Annotated in this window: 8 protein-coding genes; 5 read left to right on the plus strand and 3 right to left on the minus strand. The window is 72.9% G+C overall.

Annotation, left to right across the window (positions count from 1 at the left end):
• Positions 1-763 precede the first annotated feature (763 nt).
• Together ACZ6TU_RS30750 and ACZ6TU_RS30755 are read left to right on the plus strand one after the other, a co-directional pair.
• Positions 764-2,878, plus strand: a complete 2,115-nt coding sequence (locus ACZ6TU_RS30750; protein ID WP_467677742.1) for an asparagine synthase-related protein — start codon at positions 764-766, stop codon at positions 2,876-2,878.
• A gap of 352 nt (positions 2,879-3,230) precedes the next feature.
• Entirely contained in the window at positions 3,231-6,569 is a 3,339-nt protein-coding gene (locus tag ACZ6TU_RS30755; RefSeq protein ID WP_467677740.1) for an AfsR/SARP family transcriptional regulator, read from the plus strand.
• On the opposite strand, the gene ACZ6TU_RS30760 is transcribed toward ACZ6TU_RS30755, so the two are convergent.
• Both ACZ6TU_RS30760 and ACZ6TU_RS30765 read right to left on the minus strand, forming a co-directional pair.
• Positions 6,556-8,499: a sigma-70 family RNA polymerase sigma factor gene (locus ACZ6TU_RS30760; protein ID WP_469552240.1), complete on the minus strand. Its 1,944-nt coding sequence runs from the start codon at positions 8,497-8,499 to the stop codon at positions 6,556-6,558. The two genes, ACZ6TU_RS30755 and ACZ6TU_RS30760, sit on opposite strands and share 14 nt — an antisense overlap.
• Before the next feature lie 294 nt (positions 8,500-8,793).
• Complete coding sequence (locus ACZ6TU_RS30765) at positions 8,794-9,573, minus strand: TetR/AcrR family transcriptional regulator (RefSeq protein WP_467677736.1); 780 nt, start codon at positions 9,571-9,573, stop codon at positions 8,794-8,796.
• A gap of 374 nt (positions 9,574-9,947) precedes the next feature.
• Between ACZ6TU_RS30765 and ACZ6TU_RS30770 the strand changes: the two genes are divergently transcribed.
• Positions 9,948-11,327, plus strand: coding sequence for an NAD(P)/FAD-dependent oxidoreductase (locus ACZ6TU_RS30770; protein WP_469552242.1), 1,380 nt, complete (start codon positions 9,948-9,950; stop codon positions 11,325-11,327).
• A gap of 173 nt (positions 11,328-11,500) precedes the next feature.
• A complete protein-coding gene (locus ACZ6TU_RS30775; RefSeq protein WP_467677732.1) occupies positions 11,501-13,168 on the plus strand; it encodes an ATP-binding SpoIIE family protein phosphatase in 1,668 nt (555 codons plus the stop codon).
• A gap of 51 nt (positions 13,169-13,219) precedes the next feature.
• On the opposite strand, the gene ACZ6TU_RS30780 is transcribed toward ACZ6TU_RS30775, so the two are convergent.
• Positions 13,220-14,485: an MFS transporter gene (locus tag ACZ6TU_RS30780; RefSeq protein WP_469552253.1), complete on the minus strand. Its 1,266-nt coding sequence runs from the start codon at positions 14,483-14,485 to the stop codon at positions 13,220-13,222.
• Positions 14,486-14,607: 122 nt separating this feature from the next.
• Here ACZ6TU_RS30780 and ACZ6TU_RS30785 point away from each other — a divergent pair, with 122 nt between their 5' ends.
• Positions 14,608-15,156, plus strand: coding sequence for a MarR family winged helix-turn-helix transcriptional regulator (locus ACZ6TU_RS30785; protein WP_184985429.1), 549 nt, complete (start codon positions 14,608-14,610; stop codon positions 15,154-15,156).
• The last annotated feature ends 426 nt before the right edge of the window (positions 15,157-15,582 follow it).

A 15,582-nucleotide genomic window follows, 5' to 3' on the forward strand; every position in this document is an offset into this window, starting at 1 on the left:
TTCGTAAACCCAGCGTAGTTCGCCGCATCCCAAGCGTTAAGGGGCATTGTTCCGGTTGGCGGGATTGTGGTCCGTACTGAAGTACGGTTCAGATACGGGCTGTTGCGGCGTGCTCCCACTGTGTGGCCGTGCGCCTGTCCGTGCGCTCTTCTCCGGCCACCGCGGGAGCGGTTCCATGGTCATTGCGTGGGTCGGCCCGCTGTACTGGATCCAGTGGGCTGGGGGACACCGCCGCCTCCATCCCCGCGGGCGGTGGAACGGTCCGGGAGGCGTGCTCCGTCTCCCGGACTGCGCGACCGCACGTGGTGCGCAGAGCCTGTACGGAGAGTGTTCGACGCTGCCTGCCTGACAGGGATTTGGCCAAAAATCGACCCCACCCGTGGTGGGGTATCAGGCCTCCTACCACGGTACTTGAGGGCGCGCCGGGCGTATTTGGGGCGCGTATGGGGGGCGCATTCGCGCCGCAGTCGTACTGGTGATGTGTCGCTGACGTGCCTTGTCTCCTGGCGCTCCCTTCTGTTCCCGCCGCCACCACCGCAGTCTTCCCTTTCCGTCTTCACTGCCGTCTTCTCCGCCCGTCTCTTCATGTGGCATGGGAGAGTTCGGGGCGTTCGGGGGTGTTCCGGACGGCGTGGGTGGCTCCGCCGGGGCGCGTTCGGCGGAGCGCAAGCGGCGCGGGCACACTCTGGAACGCTTCCTTCATGGCAGCATGGTGAACCGGTTCGTACGGTGCACTGGTTGTCCACAGCCTGTGGAGGCGGCGATGCGGTGGTTGGTGGGGTGGAGCAGCACCGCCGCGGGAGCCGTCGCTGCCGGTTCGGCGGGGGCCACGGGACCCGACGGCGAGACCCTGCACCCGGTGGGCTCCCAACTCCTGTGGGGCGATCCCGATCCGCTGTGGGCGGTCGGTGACTGGCGCCCCGACGAGGTGCGGGTCGTGAAGGCCGACGACCGGACGCGCATCGCCGTCCTCGGCATCTGCGGCGCCACCGACGAGCAGCTGCGCGTCGCGCTGTTCGCCGCGCGCGGCGGGGCACTTCGGCATCTGACCGCCTGGCCGGGAAGTTACACCGCGATCGTGCAGGTCGGCCGAAGGGTCACCGTCTGCGGCGATCTCGCGGGCGCGCGGCCGGTGTTCCACACCCCCTGGGCCGGCGGTACGGCGTATGCGACGGCCGCGCTGCCGCTGGCCGACCTCATCGAGGCCAACCTCGACTTCGGGCACCTCGCCGCGCTGCTGGCCGCCCCTGACGTGCCCGCGGCGCTGCACGACTCCACGCCGTACGACGGCGTGAAGCGCATTCCGCCGGGGCATGCACTGATCCTGCGCGCCGGGGCACGGGAGATCGCCGGGTATGAACCGGTCGCCTCGCTGGCGGTCGCGGCGCCTTCGGCCGATCCCGACAGCGCGGTCGACGCCGTGCGCGACGCGCTGGTGGAGGCCGTACGGACGCGGCTGTCCGCACCGCGGCACGTCCCCGGGGCGGACATAGACCCCGGACCCGTGCCCGGCATGGGACCCGCCGAGCGGCGTGCCGCGCGCGGGATGCCGGTGCCGGGGATCGGGGCGGACCTGTCGGGCGGGCCGGCCTCGGGGACACTGGCGCTGCTGGCCGCGGGGCTGCCCGGAATGCCGGGCACGGTGCTGGGGCACGGCACGGGCGCGGGAGAGCGGCTGCTGGCGGTCACCTTCAACGACCTGGCCGTCGGAGGGCGGGAGGCCGAGCTGGAGCGGGCGGGTGCGCTGGCCGCGAACCCGCGTCTGCACCATGTCGTCGTGGCCGGTGGCGAGGAGACCCTTCCGTACGCCGATCTGGAGGGCCCGTTGACGGACGAGCCGGGGGCGTCCCTGGTGACGGCGGCCCGGCACCGGGCGCGGCTGGCGGCCGGCAGCGCGGACCACTTCACGGGCTACGGTGCGCGGCAGGTCCTGGACGCCCATCCCGCGCGTCTGGCCGACCTGCTGATGGACCGTAAGCGGCGCCACCTGGTGCGGCCCGTCGCCGCGCTGGCCAAGACGGACGGCTCGGTGCTGGTCCCCGCGCGCGTGTACGCGGCGGCCCGACGGCTGTCCCGTACGCCCTACCGGGCGGGGCTGGAATCCCTGGCCGAGCGCCTGCTCGACCACCGTACGGACGACGGTCTGGACGCGCCCGGGGGTGCGGTGGAGGCCTCGCTCGCCGCGCTGACCTGGGGGAGACCCGGGCCGGCGGCGCGCTGGCTGACCGGTGAGGCGCTCGCTGAAGTATCGGTTCGTCTTCAGGCGGCGACGCACCGGTCGGAGCTGGTGGGGCCGGGGCAGCGGCCGGGTGACTTCCGCGCGCGTGCGGCGCTGGCGCGGTATGCGGCGGACCTGCGGGTGCTGGAGCAGGCCGCGGAGATCCGCTTTCAGCGGCTGCACGCGCCGTTCCTCGACAACCAGGTCGTGCGCGCGGCCCGGGCGCTGCCCGAGGCGTTGCGGGTACGGCCGGGGGCGCGGGCGGCGATCCTCCGTACGGTGCTGGAAGGGGCCGGGGTCCGGGACCTGCCGCCCGGGTGGGGCGCCCCGACCCAGGCGACGGCGGCGGCCGCGGCGCGTACGGGGCTGAGGGTGGCGGCGGACTCCCTGGTCGCCCTGTTCGACACGCCGCTGCTGGCCGAGGCGGGCCTGGTGGAGGCCCGGGTGGTCCGAAAGGCCCTGCGCTCCGCGGCGGCCGGCGAACCCCTCCCCCTGGACGGCCTCGCCGGCCTCGTGTCCCTGGAGCTGTGGCTCCGCCGCCTGCTGGCCCGCCGCGGCACCTGCTGGACGGGCACACCGGCCCGGCAGCGCGCCGTACCGGCGGGGATCGCGCCGCAGCGGGGGGCGTTGGGGGCGGGGGCCGGGGTGCGGCGGGTGTAGCGAGCGCCGCCTTGCGCCTGGAGCTGTGGGCATGCGCCGAGGTACGCCTCTGCGCCGAGCTGCGGGCGATCGTGCCGCTGAGGGCGATGGGGGTCCCCCTGCTCGAGCGAAGTCGAGAGCTTGGGGGAGGGTGGGCGCTGGGGGTACCCCCTGCTCGAAGAGCTTGGGGGAGGCACCCCGCTACGCCGGGCTGCGAACCCACCCGGCCCCGGCAACACCGCCGAGCACTGCACAGCGCCGAGTTGTGCACCTCCCGCCGCACCAACACCCGGCACCCGCCGACCCAGTTCACAGCAACACCCCACCCCAAAAACCCCACCACCCTCACCCCCACCCCAGCCACAATGACCCGGTGCGGTACAGAATCCTGGGCGTCACCACAGCAGCAGACGAGCACGGCACAGCCATACCCGTCGGCGGTCCCCGCCTCCGCGCCCTGCTCACCGCCCTCGCCCTACGCCCCTCCCACGTCACCCCGCCCCGGACCCTGATCGACGAGGTGTGGCCGGACGACCCGCCCCAGGACGCCCACGCCGCGCTCCAGGCCCTCATCGGCCGCCTCCGCCGGGCACTCGGCAAGGACGCCGTGACCTCGGACACCGGCGGCTACCGCCTCACGGCCACGCCCGACGACATCGACCTCTTCGTCTTCGAACGGCTCGTCCGGCAGGGCACGGACGCCCTCACCGCCGACGCCCCCGCCCTGGCGGAACGGCACCTCGACGACGCCCTGGCCCTCTGGCGCGGCCCCGCCCTCGCCGACCTCCCCGACCGCACCGTCGCCACCCGCCCGGAGGCCACGCGCCTGGAGGCGACCCGGGCCCGAGCCGAGGCCCGCCTGCGGCTCGGCCGCGCGTCGGACGTCGTACCGGAACTGCGGGAACTGACCGCCGTGCACCCGTACGACGAACCGCTGCACGCCCTCCTCGTCCGCGCCCTGCGCGACACCGGCCGCGAAGCCGACGCCCTCGCCGCGTACGAGTCCGTCCGCCGCGCCCTCGCGGAGGGCCTCGGCACCGACCCCGGCCCGCACCTGCGCGCCCTCCACGCCGACCTGCTCGCGCCGACCGCGAGGAGCGGGAAACCGACGCCCAATCCGCCCGAGCGCACCGGGAACATCCGTCCCCGTCTGACCTCCTTCGTCGGCCGGGAACCCGAGATCGACGCCATCCGTTCCGATGTGCGCAGAGCCCGACTCGTCACCCTCACCGGACCGGGCGGCTCCGGCAAGACCCGCCTCGCCGAGGAAGCCGCCGCCGGCCTCCCGCAGGCATGGCTGGCCGAGCTCGCCCCGCTCGACCGGCCGGAGGCGGTGCCGGGAGCGGTGGTCAGCGCGCTCGGTCTGCGCGAGACCGTCCTGATGACCAGCGAGCTGACGGCCGTGCAGGACGACCCCGTCGCCCTGCTCGTGGAGTACTGCGCCCCGCGCGGCCCACTGCTGATCCTCGACAACTGCGAGCATGTCATCGCCGCCGCCGCCCACCTCGCCGAGACCCTGCTGACCCGCTGCCCGGGGCTCACGATCCTCGCCACGAGCCGTGAACCCCTGGGCGTGCCCGGTGAATTGGTGCGCCCGGTCGAGCCCCTGCGGCCGGACCACGCCCGCCGGCTGTTCGCGGAGCGCGCCGCCGCCGTCCGTCCCGACGCGGACGCCGTGCTCCGTGACGAGCGGGCAGTGGCGGAGATCTGCCGCCGCCTGGACGGGCTGCCGCTCGCCATCGAGCTGGCCGCGGCCCGGCTCCGGCTGCTCACGCCCCGGCAGATCGCCGACCGGCTCGACGACCGCTTCCGCCTCCTCACCTCCGGGAGCCGTACGGTCCTGCGCCGCCAGCAGACCCTGCGCGCCGTCGTCGACTGGTCGTGGGACCTGCTCGACGAGGCCGAGCGGACGCTGCTGTGCGAGGTGTCCGTGTTCGCGGGAGGCTGGGACCTGACGGCGGCGGAGGCCGTGTGCACCGGGCCCGCCGCCGAGCTGCTCGGGGCCCTCGTCGACAAGTCCCTCGTCGTCGCGGCACCCTTCGGGACGGACGACCCGGACGGCACAGACCACCAGGACGGCACAGACCAGCAGGACGGCTCCGCCGGCATGCGGTACCGGTTGCTGGAGACCATCCACGAGTACGCCGTCGAGCGCGCCGCCGAGGCCCCGTCGCTGCGTGCCGCGGCCGAGCGGCGGCACCGGGCGTGGGTGCGCGCGCTCGTCGAGCAGGCCGAGCCGCTGCTGCGCTCCGCCGGGCAGCTGCCGTGGGTCTCCCGCCTGGAGACCGAGCTCGACAACATCCGTGCGGCCCTCGACCGGGCCCTCACGGACGGGGACGAGCAGGAGGCCGGCGCTCTGATCCTGGCCATGGGCTGGTTCTGGTGGCTGCGCAACTACCGGCACGAGGGCTTGGAGTGGCTCGACCGGATCCTGCGGCTGAGTGTGGAGAGGGATGTCGCCGGGCGTGTGCCGCCCGTCGGCGAGCCGGGCCTGCCCGATCCCGTCGACCACTTCCTGGCCGCGCCGGACGGAGAGGCGGAGCATCCGCTGCACGCCCTGCGGATGGATCTGCGCATGCTGCATCTGTTCTTCATGGCCGAGGCAGGGCCCATGCAGGCGTTCGTGAAAGAGCGGCGGCAGTACGTGGAGCGCGTGTGGGCGTTCTTCGCGGAGGGCGGACCACAGGCGGCCCGGGTCCCGGGTCTCGTCTGGCCGATGATCTCCTCCTTCGTGGTCGACCCGGGTGACGTCCGGGCCCAAATGGACTCCGGCGTCGCCAACTGCCGTGCTCACGGTGGCGATTGGGAGGTCTCCGTTGCCCTGATGGCCCGTACGCACATGGTCGTCGACGCTCCCGGCAACCTGGACGGCGTCGACGACGACCTCGCGGACCTGCGCGTCCTCAGCCGCCGCGCCGGTGACCGCTGGCTGCGGGCCCAGGTGTGCAGCGCGGCCGGCGAGGCCGCCATGGCGCGCAGCCGCTTCGAGGAGGCCAAGGGGGAGTACGAGGAGGCGCTTCGGCTCGCCTACGAGGTGGGCGCGTACGCCGAGTCGCCGTTCCTCCTCGCCCGGCTCGCCGAGCTCGCCTACCGCGCGGGAGACCGCCCGGCCGCGCTGGCGAGGCTGGACGAGGCGAGTGCCGCCGCCGACCGGTGCGGCGTGGCGGACTCCAGGGCGTTCGTCCTGTTGCTGCGGGCCCAGATGGCGTCCGAGGAGGGGCACACCGCTCGGGCGCGCGAGTTCTGCGAGGCGGCGCACGCGGATGCCGCGCGCGGCACACCGCCGCCCCAGTTCTTGGTGATGCTGGATCTGGTGGAGGCCATGGTCACGGCGAGCGAGTCCGGCCCGGAGTCCGCTCTGGCCAAGCTGACAGGAGCCTTGCGCGATGCCGTGGACAAGCGGTGCTCCGACTTGATCCGGGCCACGGTCGTGGACAGCGCGGCAGGCCTGCTGGCCGACCTCGGCGACTTCCCGCACGCGGCACGGCTGCTCGGCGCCGGCGACCACTGGTGGGCCGGCCGTCCCCGCCCCATGCCGGAGCACGCCCAGGCGGAACGTATCGGGGCAGCCGCCCGCGCCGCCCTCGGTCCTGCCCGGTGCGAGTCGGAGCGCGCTCGGGGCGCGGCGCTCACCGCGGACGACGTCCTGCACGAGCTGGACGAGGCGCGGAGCTCGTACGCCACCGAGTCGAAAGCCGCTAACCGCAGGTGAACTTGGACTCCGCCCAGTCCGCCAGGGCCAGGTTGTCGAGGGCGCTGTGCGGTTCCACCACCAGCCGTACGGTGCGGCGGCCGGTGAGGTTCACCTGGACGGGGACCGCCGGGTCACCGCCCTGCACCAGCCCGGACCGCCACAGCCGGACCCCGTCGGCGTAGACGGAGAAGTACACCGTGCCGAGCTTCAGCGTCAGATCGTCCACCCCGACGAGCGCCTCGTACGAGGAGCAGGAGCGGTTGAGGTCGATGGTGACGGAGGAGCGTCCGTGCACGGTGACGCCGTGCGTGTACCGCTGGTCGCCGGCCGACAGGCCGTACCGCTGCCAGACCCAGCTGCTCGCGCCGAACCGCATCTCGGGCTCGGTGCCGTCGCCGCTGATGTCGTACGACAGTTCGCTCCACTGGTAGACGGCCGGGGAGGGCGGCATCTCGGTCGGAGTCGGAGTCGGTGGCGGTGTGGGCGTGGGCGTGGGCGTGGGCGCCGGGGGTGGTACCGGCCTCGGGGGCGCGGGCGGCGGGGTGGGCGTCGGTGTCGGTGCCGGGGACGGTGTGGACGGCGGGCTGGTCCTGGGGGTCGGTGTCGGCGCGGGGTTCTCGGCGCGCGCGGGCACGATCCCCGGTGGCCGCGGTCCGGGTTCCCGCTGCGAGGGAGGGGGCGTCGGCTCGGCGGGCCGGACCACCGGCGAAGAGGGGGTGGGAGTCGGCCTCGCCTCGTCCTTCGGCTTCTCGTTGCCGGCCGACGCCAGCACCACCGCGGCCACGACGCCCACGGCGACCACACCGGCCGCGACACCGGCCTTCACCGGCGCGCCCACTCCCCTGGCGGCCGTCGCTCCGCCTCCGGCCCCACCGGACGAGCCGCTCCCCGCAGCACCACCGGCCGAACCGGCGCCCGCCGCCGACCCGCCGGACGAGCCCCCGCCCGCCGCCGAGGCCGCACCCGCGGCTCCGGCCGCCCCCGCTCCTCCGGCGATGAGCCCTGCCGCCTTGGCGTACCCGGCGGGGCCCAACCAGCCGATGACCGCGACCGGCACCACGGCGGGTATACCGCCGGCGACCTCCTCGATCTGCGTCGCGGCCAGCCGGCACTTCGCGCACTCCTCCAGGTGCTTGCGCAGCCCCCGCTCGGCACGCTTGCGCAGCCGGCCGCGGGCGTACGTGCCGAGCTGGTCGGCGTAGCGCGCGCACTCCTCGTCGGCGGTGAGTGTGGCGCTGACGTGGGCCTGGAGGTAGGCCTGCTTGAGGCCCTCGCGGGCCCGGCTGGCGAGCACGCGCGTGCCGTTGGCGTCCAGCCCGAAGAGCGTGGCGACCTCGCTGGGCGACTCGTCCTCGACCTCGGTGTGCCACAGCACGGCCTGCCACCGCTCCGGCAGCGACCGGAAGGCCCGCATGGCCATGGACCGCTCGGCCTCGTGCATCGCCCGTACGTCCGCGCCCCGTTCCAGCGTGTCGTCGTCGGACACGTCGGAGCCGCGTGCGGACTGGGCGGCGAACACGGCGAAGTCGTCGACAAGCTGCTCCCGCCGCGCCGACCGCGTCCACGAGGCGGCGACGCGCCGGACGGAGGTGAGCAGGTACGCGCGGACGGCGTGCTCGGGACCGGAGCCGCCGCGTACCGCCTGGAGCATGCGGGCGAAGACCTCGGCGGTCAGGTCGTCCGCGGTGTAGGCGTCACGGCAGCAGGTCCGGGCGTACCGGCGCACGGCCTGCGCGTGGCGCCGGTACAGCTCCTCGTACGCCGTGTCGTCGCCCGAGCGCATCCGGTCGATGAGGTCGGCGTCGGAGGGCGGCAGCTCGCGCGGCGGCGGCAGGTGGCTGTCCTCACGCCATTCGCGCTGCGGCGGGACCGAGCCGCCGGCCGTGGCGTCCTCGTTACCGCTCGACCCGTCCCGCCCGTCCCGCCCGTCCCGCCCGTCAACGCTCATCGCGGAAAGCCCCCGCCAGCCGGCCAACACGTCCAGACCACCGGATCAGAGTGCCATATTGGCTTTTGGTCAGAACCTCGGATTCCGGACCGTCACTCATCCGTCGGGATTTACCGCACGCCAGTACTGGTCGTCACTCGTTCGGGGAATGATCCCTCGTCGCTCCGGGCTCGGAAGCCGACCGGTCCGTTCCACCGGCAAATCCGACTGACGCCTTCGACCAGCCCAGCCCAGCCGACCGGCAAGCCGACAGGACCGGTCGAGGGGCCGCCCGTGACGGCAGCCCGCCCGCCCTCACGCCGGCCGCGACCGCAGCCCCTCCAGCAGGATGTCCAGCAGCCGGGCCGACGCGGCCGCCTGCTGCGCCGCGTCCGGCAGCGAGGGCGCGGCCGTCGCGATCACCAGCAGCACGTCCGACACTGACACGTCCGCCCGCAGCTCACCCGCCGCACGCGCCCGATCCACCAGCTGACCCACGACCTCGAGCAGCGCCGACGCCCCGGCGTCGTCCTCCGCCACGACCCCCGGCGCCGGCACCGAGGCGACCGCCACCGGCTCCTCCGGCACCAGCCGCAGCTCCCCCGAGCCCGGCTGCGTCCGCTGCTGCGGCACCCGCGCCTGACCGGCACGGTCCTCCTCGACGGAGACCCGCAGCACCTGCGGCGGCAGCAGCCGCCCGGCGCCGGAGGCCACCGACGTCCGCAGGAAGCGCGACAGCGCCGACCACGGCTCGTCCTCCTGCCCGAGCGCCGTACGCGCCTGGTCGGTCAGCCGGGAGATCTCCTCCTCGGCTATCCGCCGCACCAGGACGTCCTTGCTCGGGAACCGCCGGTACACCGTCCCCACACCGACTCGCGCGCGCCGCGCCACGTCCTCCATCGGCGCGCCGTACCCCAGCTCGCCGAACACCTCGCGCGCCGCCCGCAGCACGTGCTCCAGATTGCGCTGTGCGTCCACGCGCAGCGGCGTCGTCCGCGATCCGTTCCCGCGTCCGTTGCCCGCCGTCGCGCTCATCGTCACGCCACCCGCCGCGACAGCGGACGCGGACGACCAATGAGAGTCCTGAACATGCATACGCATTCCCCCGGTAATGACGTCTCCCCCCGGAGACACTCCCCGCCATTCGATGCCGGGACGGAGGAACAGGCCCGGGTCCCCGGGCCCGCCCCGCGGACCCGGCGAGCGCATCCCCCTACACCCCGTCGACACACGAACATAGTTGAGAGGGAGTCAATTCAGAAGGGGCAGGTTCCGCACGGAGCGCCCACCGATCGGAGTACGGGCCGCATACGTCCGGAATGTGCCCCTGACCGCCCCCCGCACCACCCCTGCTGACCTGCGCGTATTCATCGCAGCTCGCCTTTCCGGCCAACTCCGCGCGCTCTCCCGCTCCGGTCACACAATTCGTCGAGGCTGTGGACAAACGCAAGCGGTGGGTGCGTCATGGGATGGTGAAGGAACGTGCGCGCATTCTCGTTGTCGGTGGTGGCTACGTCGGGATGTACACGGCCCTGCGCCTTCAGCGCAGACTGAAACGGGAACTGGAGCGGGGCGACGTGGAGATCACGGTCGTCACCCCCGACGCGTACATGACGTACCAGCCGTTCCTCCCCGAGGCCGCCGCGGGCGCCATCTCCCCCCGCCATGTCGTCGTACCGCTGCGCCGCGTCCTCGACCGGTGCCGCGTCGTCATCGGCGAGGCCACCGCCGTCGACCACGCGAAGCGCACCGCCACCATCACCACCCTCGCCACCGACGAGGAGGGCACGGGCGGGCAGCAGCTGACGTACGACGAACTCGTCCTCGCCCCCGGCTCCGTCTCCCGCACACTGCCGGTCCCCGGCCTCGCCGACCACGGCATCGGCTTCAAAACCGTCGAGGAGGCGATCGGCCTGCGCAACCACGTCATCGAGCAGATGGACATCGCCTCCTCCACCCGCGATCCCGCGATCCGCGACGCGGCCCTCACCTTCGTCTTCGTCGGCGGCGGCTTCGCCGGCGTGGAGGCGCTCGGCGAACTGGAGGACATGGCCCGCTACGCCGCGCGCTATTACCACAACATCCGCCCCGAGGACATGAAGTGGATCCTCGTCGAGGCCTCGGACCGCATCCTGCCCGAGGTCGGCGAGGAGATGGGCCGCTACACCGTCACCGAACTGCGCCGCCGCAACATCGACGTACGCCTTCAGACCCGCCTGGAGTCCTGCGCGGACCGGGTCGCGGCCCTCAGCGACGGCGCCCGCTTCCCCACCCGTACGGTCGTCTGGACGGCCGGTGTCAAACCCCACCCGGTGCTCGCCGCCACCGACCTGCCCCGCAACGGCCGCGGACGGCTCAGGTGCACGGCGGAACTGGCCGTCGAGGGTGCCACGCACGCGTGGGCCGCCGGAGACGCCGCCGCCGTCCCCGACGTCACGGCCGGTGAACCCGGCCGCGAATGCGCCCCAAACGCCCAGCACGCCCTCCGCCAGGCCAAGGTCCTCGCCGACAACATCGTGCGCACCCTGCGTGGCGAGCCCCTGCAGACGTACGAACACGCCTACGCCGGTTCGGTCGCCTCCCTGGGCCTGCACAAGGGTGTCGCCCACGTCTACGGACGCAAGCTCAAGGGCTACCCCGCCTGGTTCATGCACCGCGCCTACCACCTCAGCCGCGTGCCCACCTTCAACCGCAAGGCGCGCGTGCTCGCCGAATGGACCCTGGCCGGCCTCTTCAAACGCGAGATCGTCTCCCTGGGTTCACTCGAACACCCCCGAGCGGAGTTCGAACTCGCGGCCGGTGGAAAGCCTTCCCAAGACCCCCCGCACAACCCGAAGGGGTCGTCCTGACCGGACCCAGGAACTCCACCGGCCGGCCCGGCGTCTGACGGATGCCGGTCCGGTCCGCTCACTGCCAGACTGGTCCACCACCGCGGGCGTGCCACCACACGCCCCGGTGCGGGCCCCCGGGGCCCCGGCCGGTTCCGGTGCCGGCCGCCGACGACTACACGAGGCAAGGATTCGTGAACTTCACGCGCTGGAGCGCCCGGCTCCCCGGAACGCAGCGCCGCGCCGCAGCGCGGACCGAGCAGACGGCCTCCCCGGACCGGCGGGGGGACGGGTCCGTACCCGCCGCCCGTGTCGAACAACTGACCGACGAGCCACCGTCCGTACCCGCCGTCGACGAACTGCGGGTACGCGAGGTCCTCGACCGCGTCCCGTCCCTCGTCGCCCTGGTCCACGGCCCCGACCACCGCATCGCCTACGTCAACGACGCCTACACGACCGCATTCGGCGTACGCCCCCTGGGGGAACGCGCCCGCGAGGCCCTCCCCGAACTGGACGCCCTCGGCCTGTTCCCCCTCCTGGACCAGGTCCAGCGCAGCGGCAAGCCCCGCACGGTCAAGTCCCGCAAGGCCCCCGACGGCCGCTCCTACACCTTCACCTGCACCCCCGTCGCCCAGGACGACGGCAAGGGCGGCAGTGACGGCCGCGGAGTCCTCGTCTTCGCCACGGACGTCACCGACCACGCCGAAGCCGCCGAACGCCTGCGCGCCAGCGAACGCCGCCAGCGCGAAACGGCGGTGACCCTGCAGAGATCACTGCTCCCCCAGGAGCTCGAAGAACCCGACGACCTGCGCGTCGCCGCCACGTACCACCCCGGTGGCACGGAGGCCGCGGTCGGCGGCGACTGGTACGACGTCATCACCCTCGGCGGTGGCCGCACGGCCCTCGTCATCGGCGACGTCATGGGCCGCGGCGTCCGCGCGGCAGCGGTCATGGGCCAGCTCCGCACGGCGGTCCGCGCCTACGCCCGCCTCGACCTGCCCCCGCACGAGGTGCTCCAGCTCCTCGACGGCCTGGCAGCCGAGATCGACGCCAACCAGATCGCCACATGCGCGTACGCGGTCCACGACCCGAACGAGGGCAAGCTGGTCTACGCCTCGGCGGGCCACCTCCCCATCCTCGTCCGCGACGAGAACGGCACGGTCCTGCACGCCGACGAACCCACCGGCCCGCCGCTCGGCACCGGCGGCTGGATGCACGCCTCGGGCTCGATCCCCCTCGGCCCCGGCTCCACGGCCGTCCTCTACACGGACGGCCTCGTGGAGCGCCGGGACGCCGACCTGGACGAGGGCATCGCCGCCCTGGAACGCGCTCTGGCCGGCGCCACCGGCACGCCCCAGGTCGTCTGCGACCGCCTGGTCCGCTCGGCCGGCGTGACCGCCGACCACGACGACGACGTGGCCGTCCTGGTCCTCCAGCACCCTGCCCGGACGGGCCCGGAGAGCGAGCTCTTCCGCAACGCCGCCCTGGAACTCCTGGGCGGCGTGGAAGCGGCCCCACGCGCGCGTGCCTTCGCCTCCGGCGTCCTGACCAGCTGGCGTTTCCCCGCCGACCTGCACGACCTGGGCGTCCTGGCCACCAGCGAGCTGGTCGCCAACTCCCTCCAGCACGGCACCCCACCGATGCGCCTGCGCCTGCGCCGCACCGACCGCCGCCTGATCATCGAGGTCACCGACGGCGACGACCATCTCCCCAGGCGCCGCCGCGCGGAACCGGGCGACGAATCGGGCCGGGGCATCGCCATCGTCGCCACGATCGCCTCGAACTGGGGCTGCCGCCGGACACCGGGCGGGGGCAAGGCGGTCTGGTGCGAGTTCGCGCTGCCGCGTACGCAGGCGACGTAGAGCAGACGGAAGCAGGGACTCAGGGACCGGAGGGGCAGGGAGGGGAGGGGATCAGACGTCCGCGGAAACGGGCGCCCCACCCCGCGCCACGACCCGGCTCTTCGCGAGCCACGGCCGATCCTGCACGTCCGTGAGCTGCCGCCCCAGCCGCACCGCCAGGAAGCTGATCCCCAGCGAGAACAGCAGGAACGCCACGATGTACGGCGCGTGCAGCGAGGCCCCCAACGGCCCGCCCACCGCTGGCCCGACGGCCAGCGCGAGCTGCTTGACCAGGGCGAACGCGGAGTTGTACTGCCCGGCCATCCCCTCCGGCGCGAGATCCGCGACCAGCGGGGCGACCGTCGGCGACAGCATCGCCTCACCCAGCCCGAACAAGGCGTACGTCGAGACGAACGCGGCCGTCGCCATCTCCTGGCTCCCGTGCCCGAGCCCCGCGTACCCGGCGACAGCCCACGCCACGGCCCAGATCAGCCCGACGGCAGCGATCACCCGCGAGCGCCGACGCCGCTCCACGAACCGCAGCACGGCGAACTGCGCGACGACGATCACCAGCGTGTTGGCGGCCAGTGCCGTCCCCAGCGCGGACGTCGAGATCCCGGCGGCCTCGACCCCGTACGCGCTCAGCCCCGACTCGAACTGCCCGTAGCAGGCGAAGAACAGCACGAAGCCCAGCACGCACAGCTGCACCATGGCACGGTTCCCCAGCAACTGCTTCCAGCTGCCCCGCCCCGACGGCACGGGCGCGCCCTCGATCCGCGGCGCGTGCGGCATCCGCACGGTCGCCATCACCACGACCAGCAGCAGGAACATCGCCGCCTCGATCGCGAAGAGCAGGGTGAAGGAGGCGGCGCTCGTCGTGTCGACCAGATGACCGCCGATGAGGCCGCCCACCCCGAGCCCGAGGTTCTGCAGGAAGAACTGCATGGCGAAGGCCCGCGAGCGCGTGTCCGCGGTCGAGCAGTCCACGATCATCGTCGCCAGCGCCGGCTGCGTCACGGCCTGCCCGGCCCCCAGCACGGCAGCCGCTGACAGCACCGCCGCCGCACTGCTCGCCAGCCCCAGCCCCAGCGCACCGACGGCGGCGGTGACCAGGGCGGCGAGCAACACCGGCAGCGGGCCGCGCCGGACGATCGCCCGCCCGGCGAACGGCAGCACGACCAGCGCCGCCACAGCGAAGACCGCGAGTACGAGACCCGCCGTCATGGCTCCCAGTCCCCGCACCTGCGCCACATAGACGTACAGATAGGGGACGGTGAAGCCGAGCCCGAACGCGCTGAGTGCGTTGCCCACGTGGATCCGGCGCATCGCTGCGCCCATCGCCCTGGTCACGTTCACCTCTCTCACAAGTTAGGAGTGAAGACTTCGAAACTAAAGTTCGAAGCTAAAGAGTACATACCCAAGGACTTCAAGGCAAAGAACGGCCGTGCCATACTGCGCCCATGGGCGACACCCCCGGCCCCAGCGAGCCGACCCTCGAAGAGCAGATCGCGGCGTACCAACGCGAGTTCCAGGACCTCGACCCCCAGGTGGAGCAGATCGTCTCGGCCCTGTCCCGCCTGAACCGCCGTATGAACGTCGCCTACGGCCGTCAGACCGCGGCCCTCGGCATCAGCAACGCCGAGTGGGAGGTCCTGAAGGCCCTCGTCCTCTCCGGCGCTCCCTACCGTCTGGGCCCGAGCGACCTCGCGAAGCGCCTCGGCCTGACCCCGGCCGCCATGACCCACCGCATCGACCGCATGGTCGGCGAAGGACTGGTTACCCGGGAGCGGGATGAGTCCAACCGAGTCCGCGTCATCGTGGAGCTGACCAACGGAGGTCGCGAGAAGTGGCTGGAGGCGATGCGCCTGGCGTCGGTCTTCGAGGAGGACCTGCTCCAGGACCTCTCCCCGGAGGAGCGCACCGCGCTCGGCGAGGTCCTCACCCGCCTTCTGCGTCGGGTGGAAGACGCCCAGCCGGACGCCGGCGGCCGCCTCTCCGACCTGGACTGACGCCCACACAAAAGATCTTGACAGGGGACGTTTGACAGCCCCCTCTCTGATCCGTAAAGTTCTTCGGGTTGCCGCGGAGCCGTAACGGTTCTGCGACGGCACTTCCGCCGCACCAGCGGCACCCAACCACTAGCAAGATCGCTCCCAACGGGGTTGATTTCGGCGTGCCCGAATTCAATTCGAATTGGGACTCGACGACCTGATCGACACAGCTTCGATTTTGGAAACGCCGAGTGAACGCGCTAAGGTTGGACACGTCGGAACGGCCCAACAGCCGCGAAGACAAACCCTGCTGACAGGGAATCGGGCCCGAAAGGATCTGATAGAGTCAGAACCGCCGGAAAGGGAAACGCGGAAGCGGGAACCTGGAAAGCACCGAGGAAATCGGATCGAGAAAAGATCTGATAGAGTCGGAAACGCAAGACC

The organism is Streptomyces sp. NPDC052064 (assembly GCF_055585925.1).

Bases quoted from the DNA above. Each gene is read 5' to 3' on its own strand.
- ACZ6TU_RS30750 (WP_467677742.1), top strand. From the start codon at position 764: ATGCGGTGGTTGGTGGGGTGGAGCAGCACCGCCGCGGGAGCCGTCGCT.
- ACZ6TU_RS30760 (WP_469552240.1), bottom strand. From the start codon at position 8,499: ATGAGCGTTGACGGGCGGGACGGGCGGGACGGGCGGGACGGGTCGAGC.
- ACZ6TU_RS30765 (WP_467677736.1), bottom strand. From the start codon at position 9,573: ATGCATGTTCAGGACTCTCATTGGTCGTCCGCGTCCGCTGTCGCGGCG.
- ACZ6TU_RS30770 (WP_469552242.1), top strand. From the start codon at position 9,948: ATGGTGAAGGAACGTGCGCGCATTCTCGTTGTCGGTGGTGGCTACGTC.
- ACZ6TU_RS30780 (WP_469552253.1), bottom strand. From the start codon at position 14,485: ATGGGCGCAGCGATGCGCCGGATCCACGTGGGCAACGCACTCAGCGCG.
- ACZ6TU_RS30785 (WP_184985429.1), top strand. From the start codon at position 14,608: ATGGGCGACACCCCCGGCCCCAGCGAGCCGACCCTCGAAGAGCAGATC.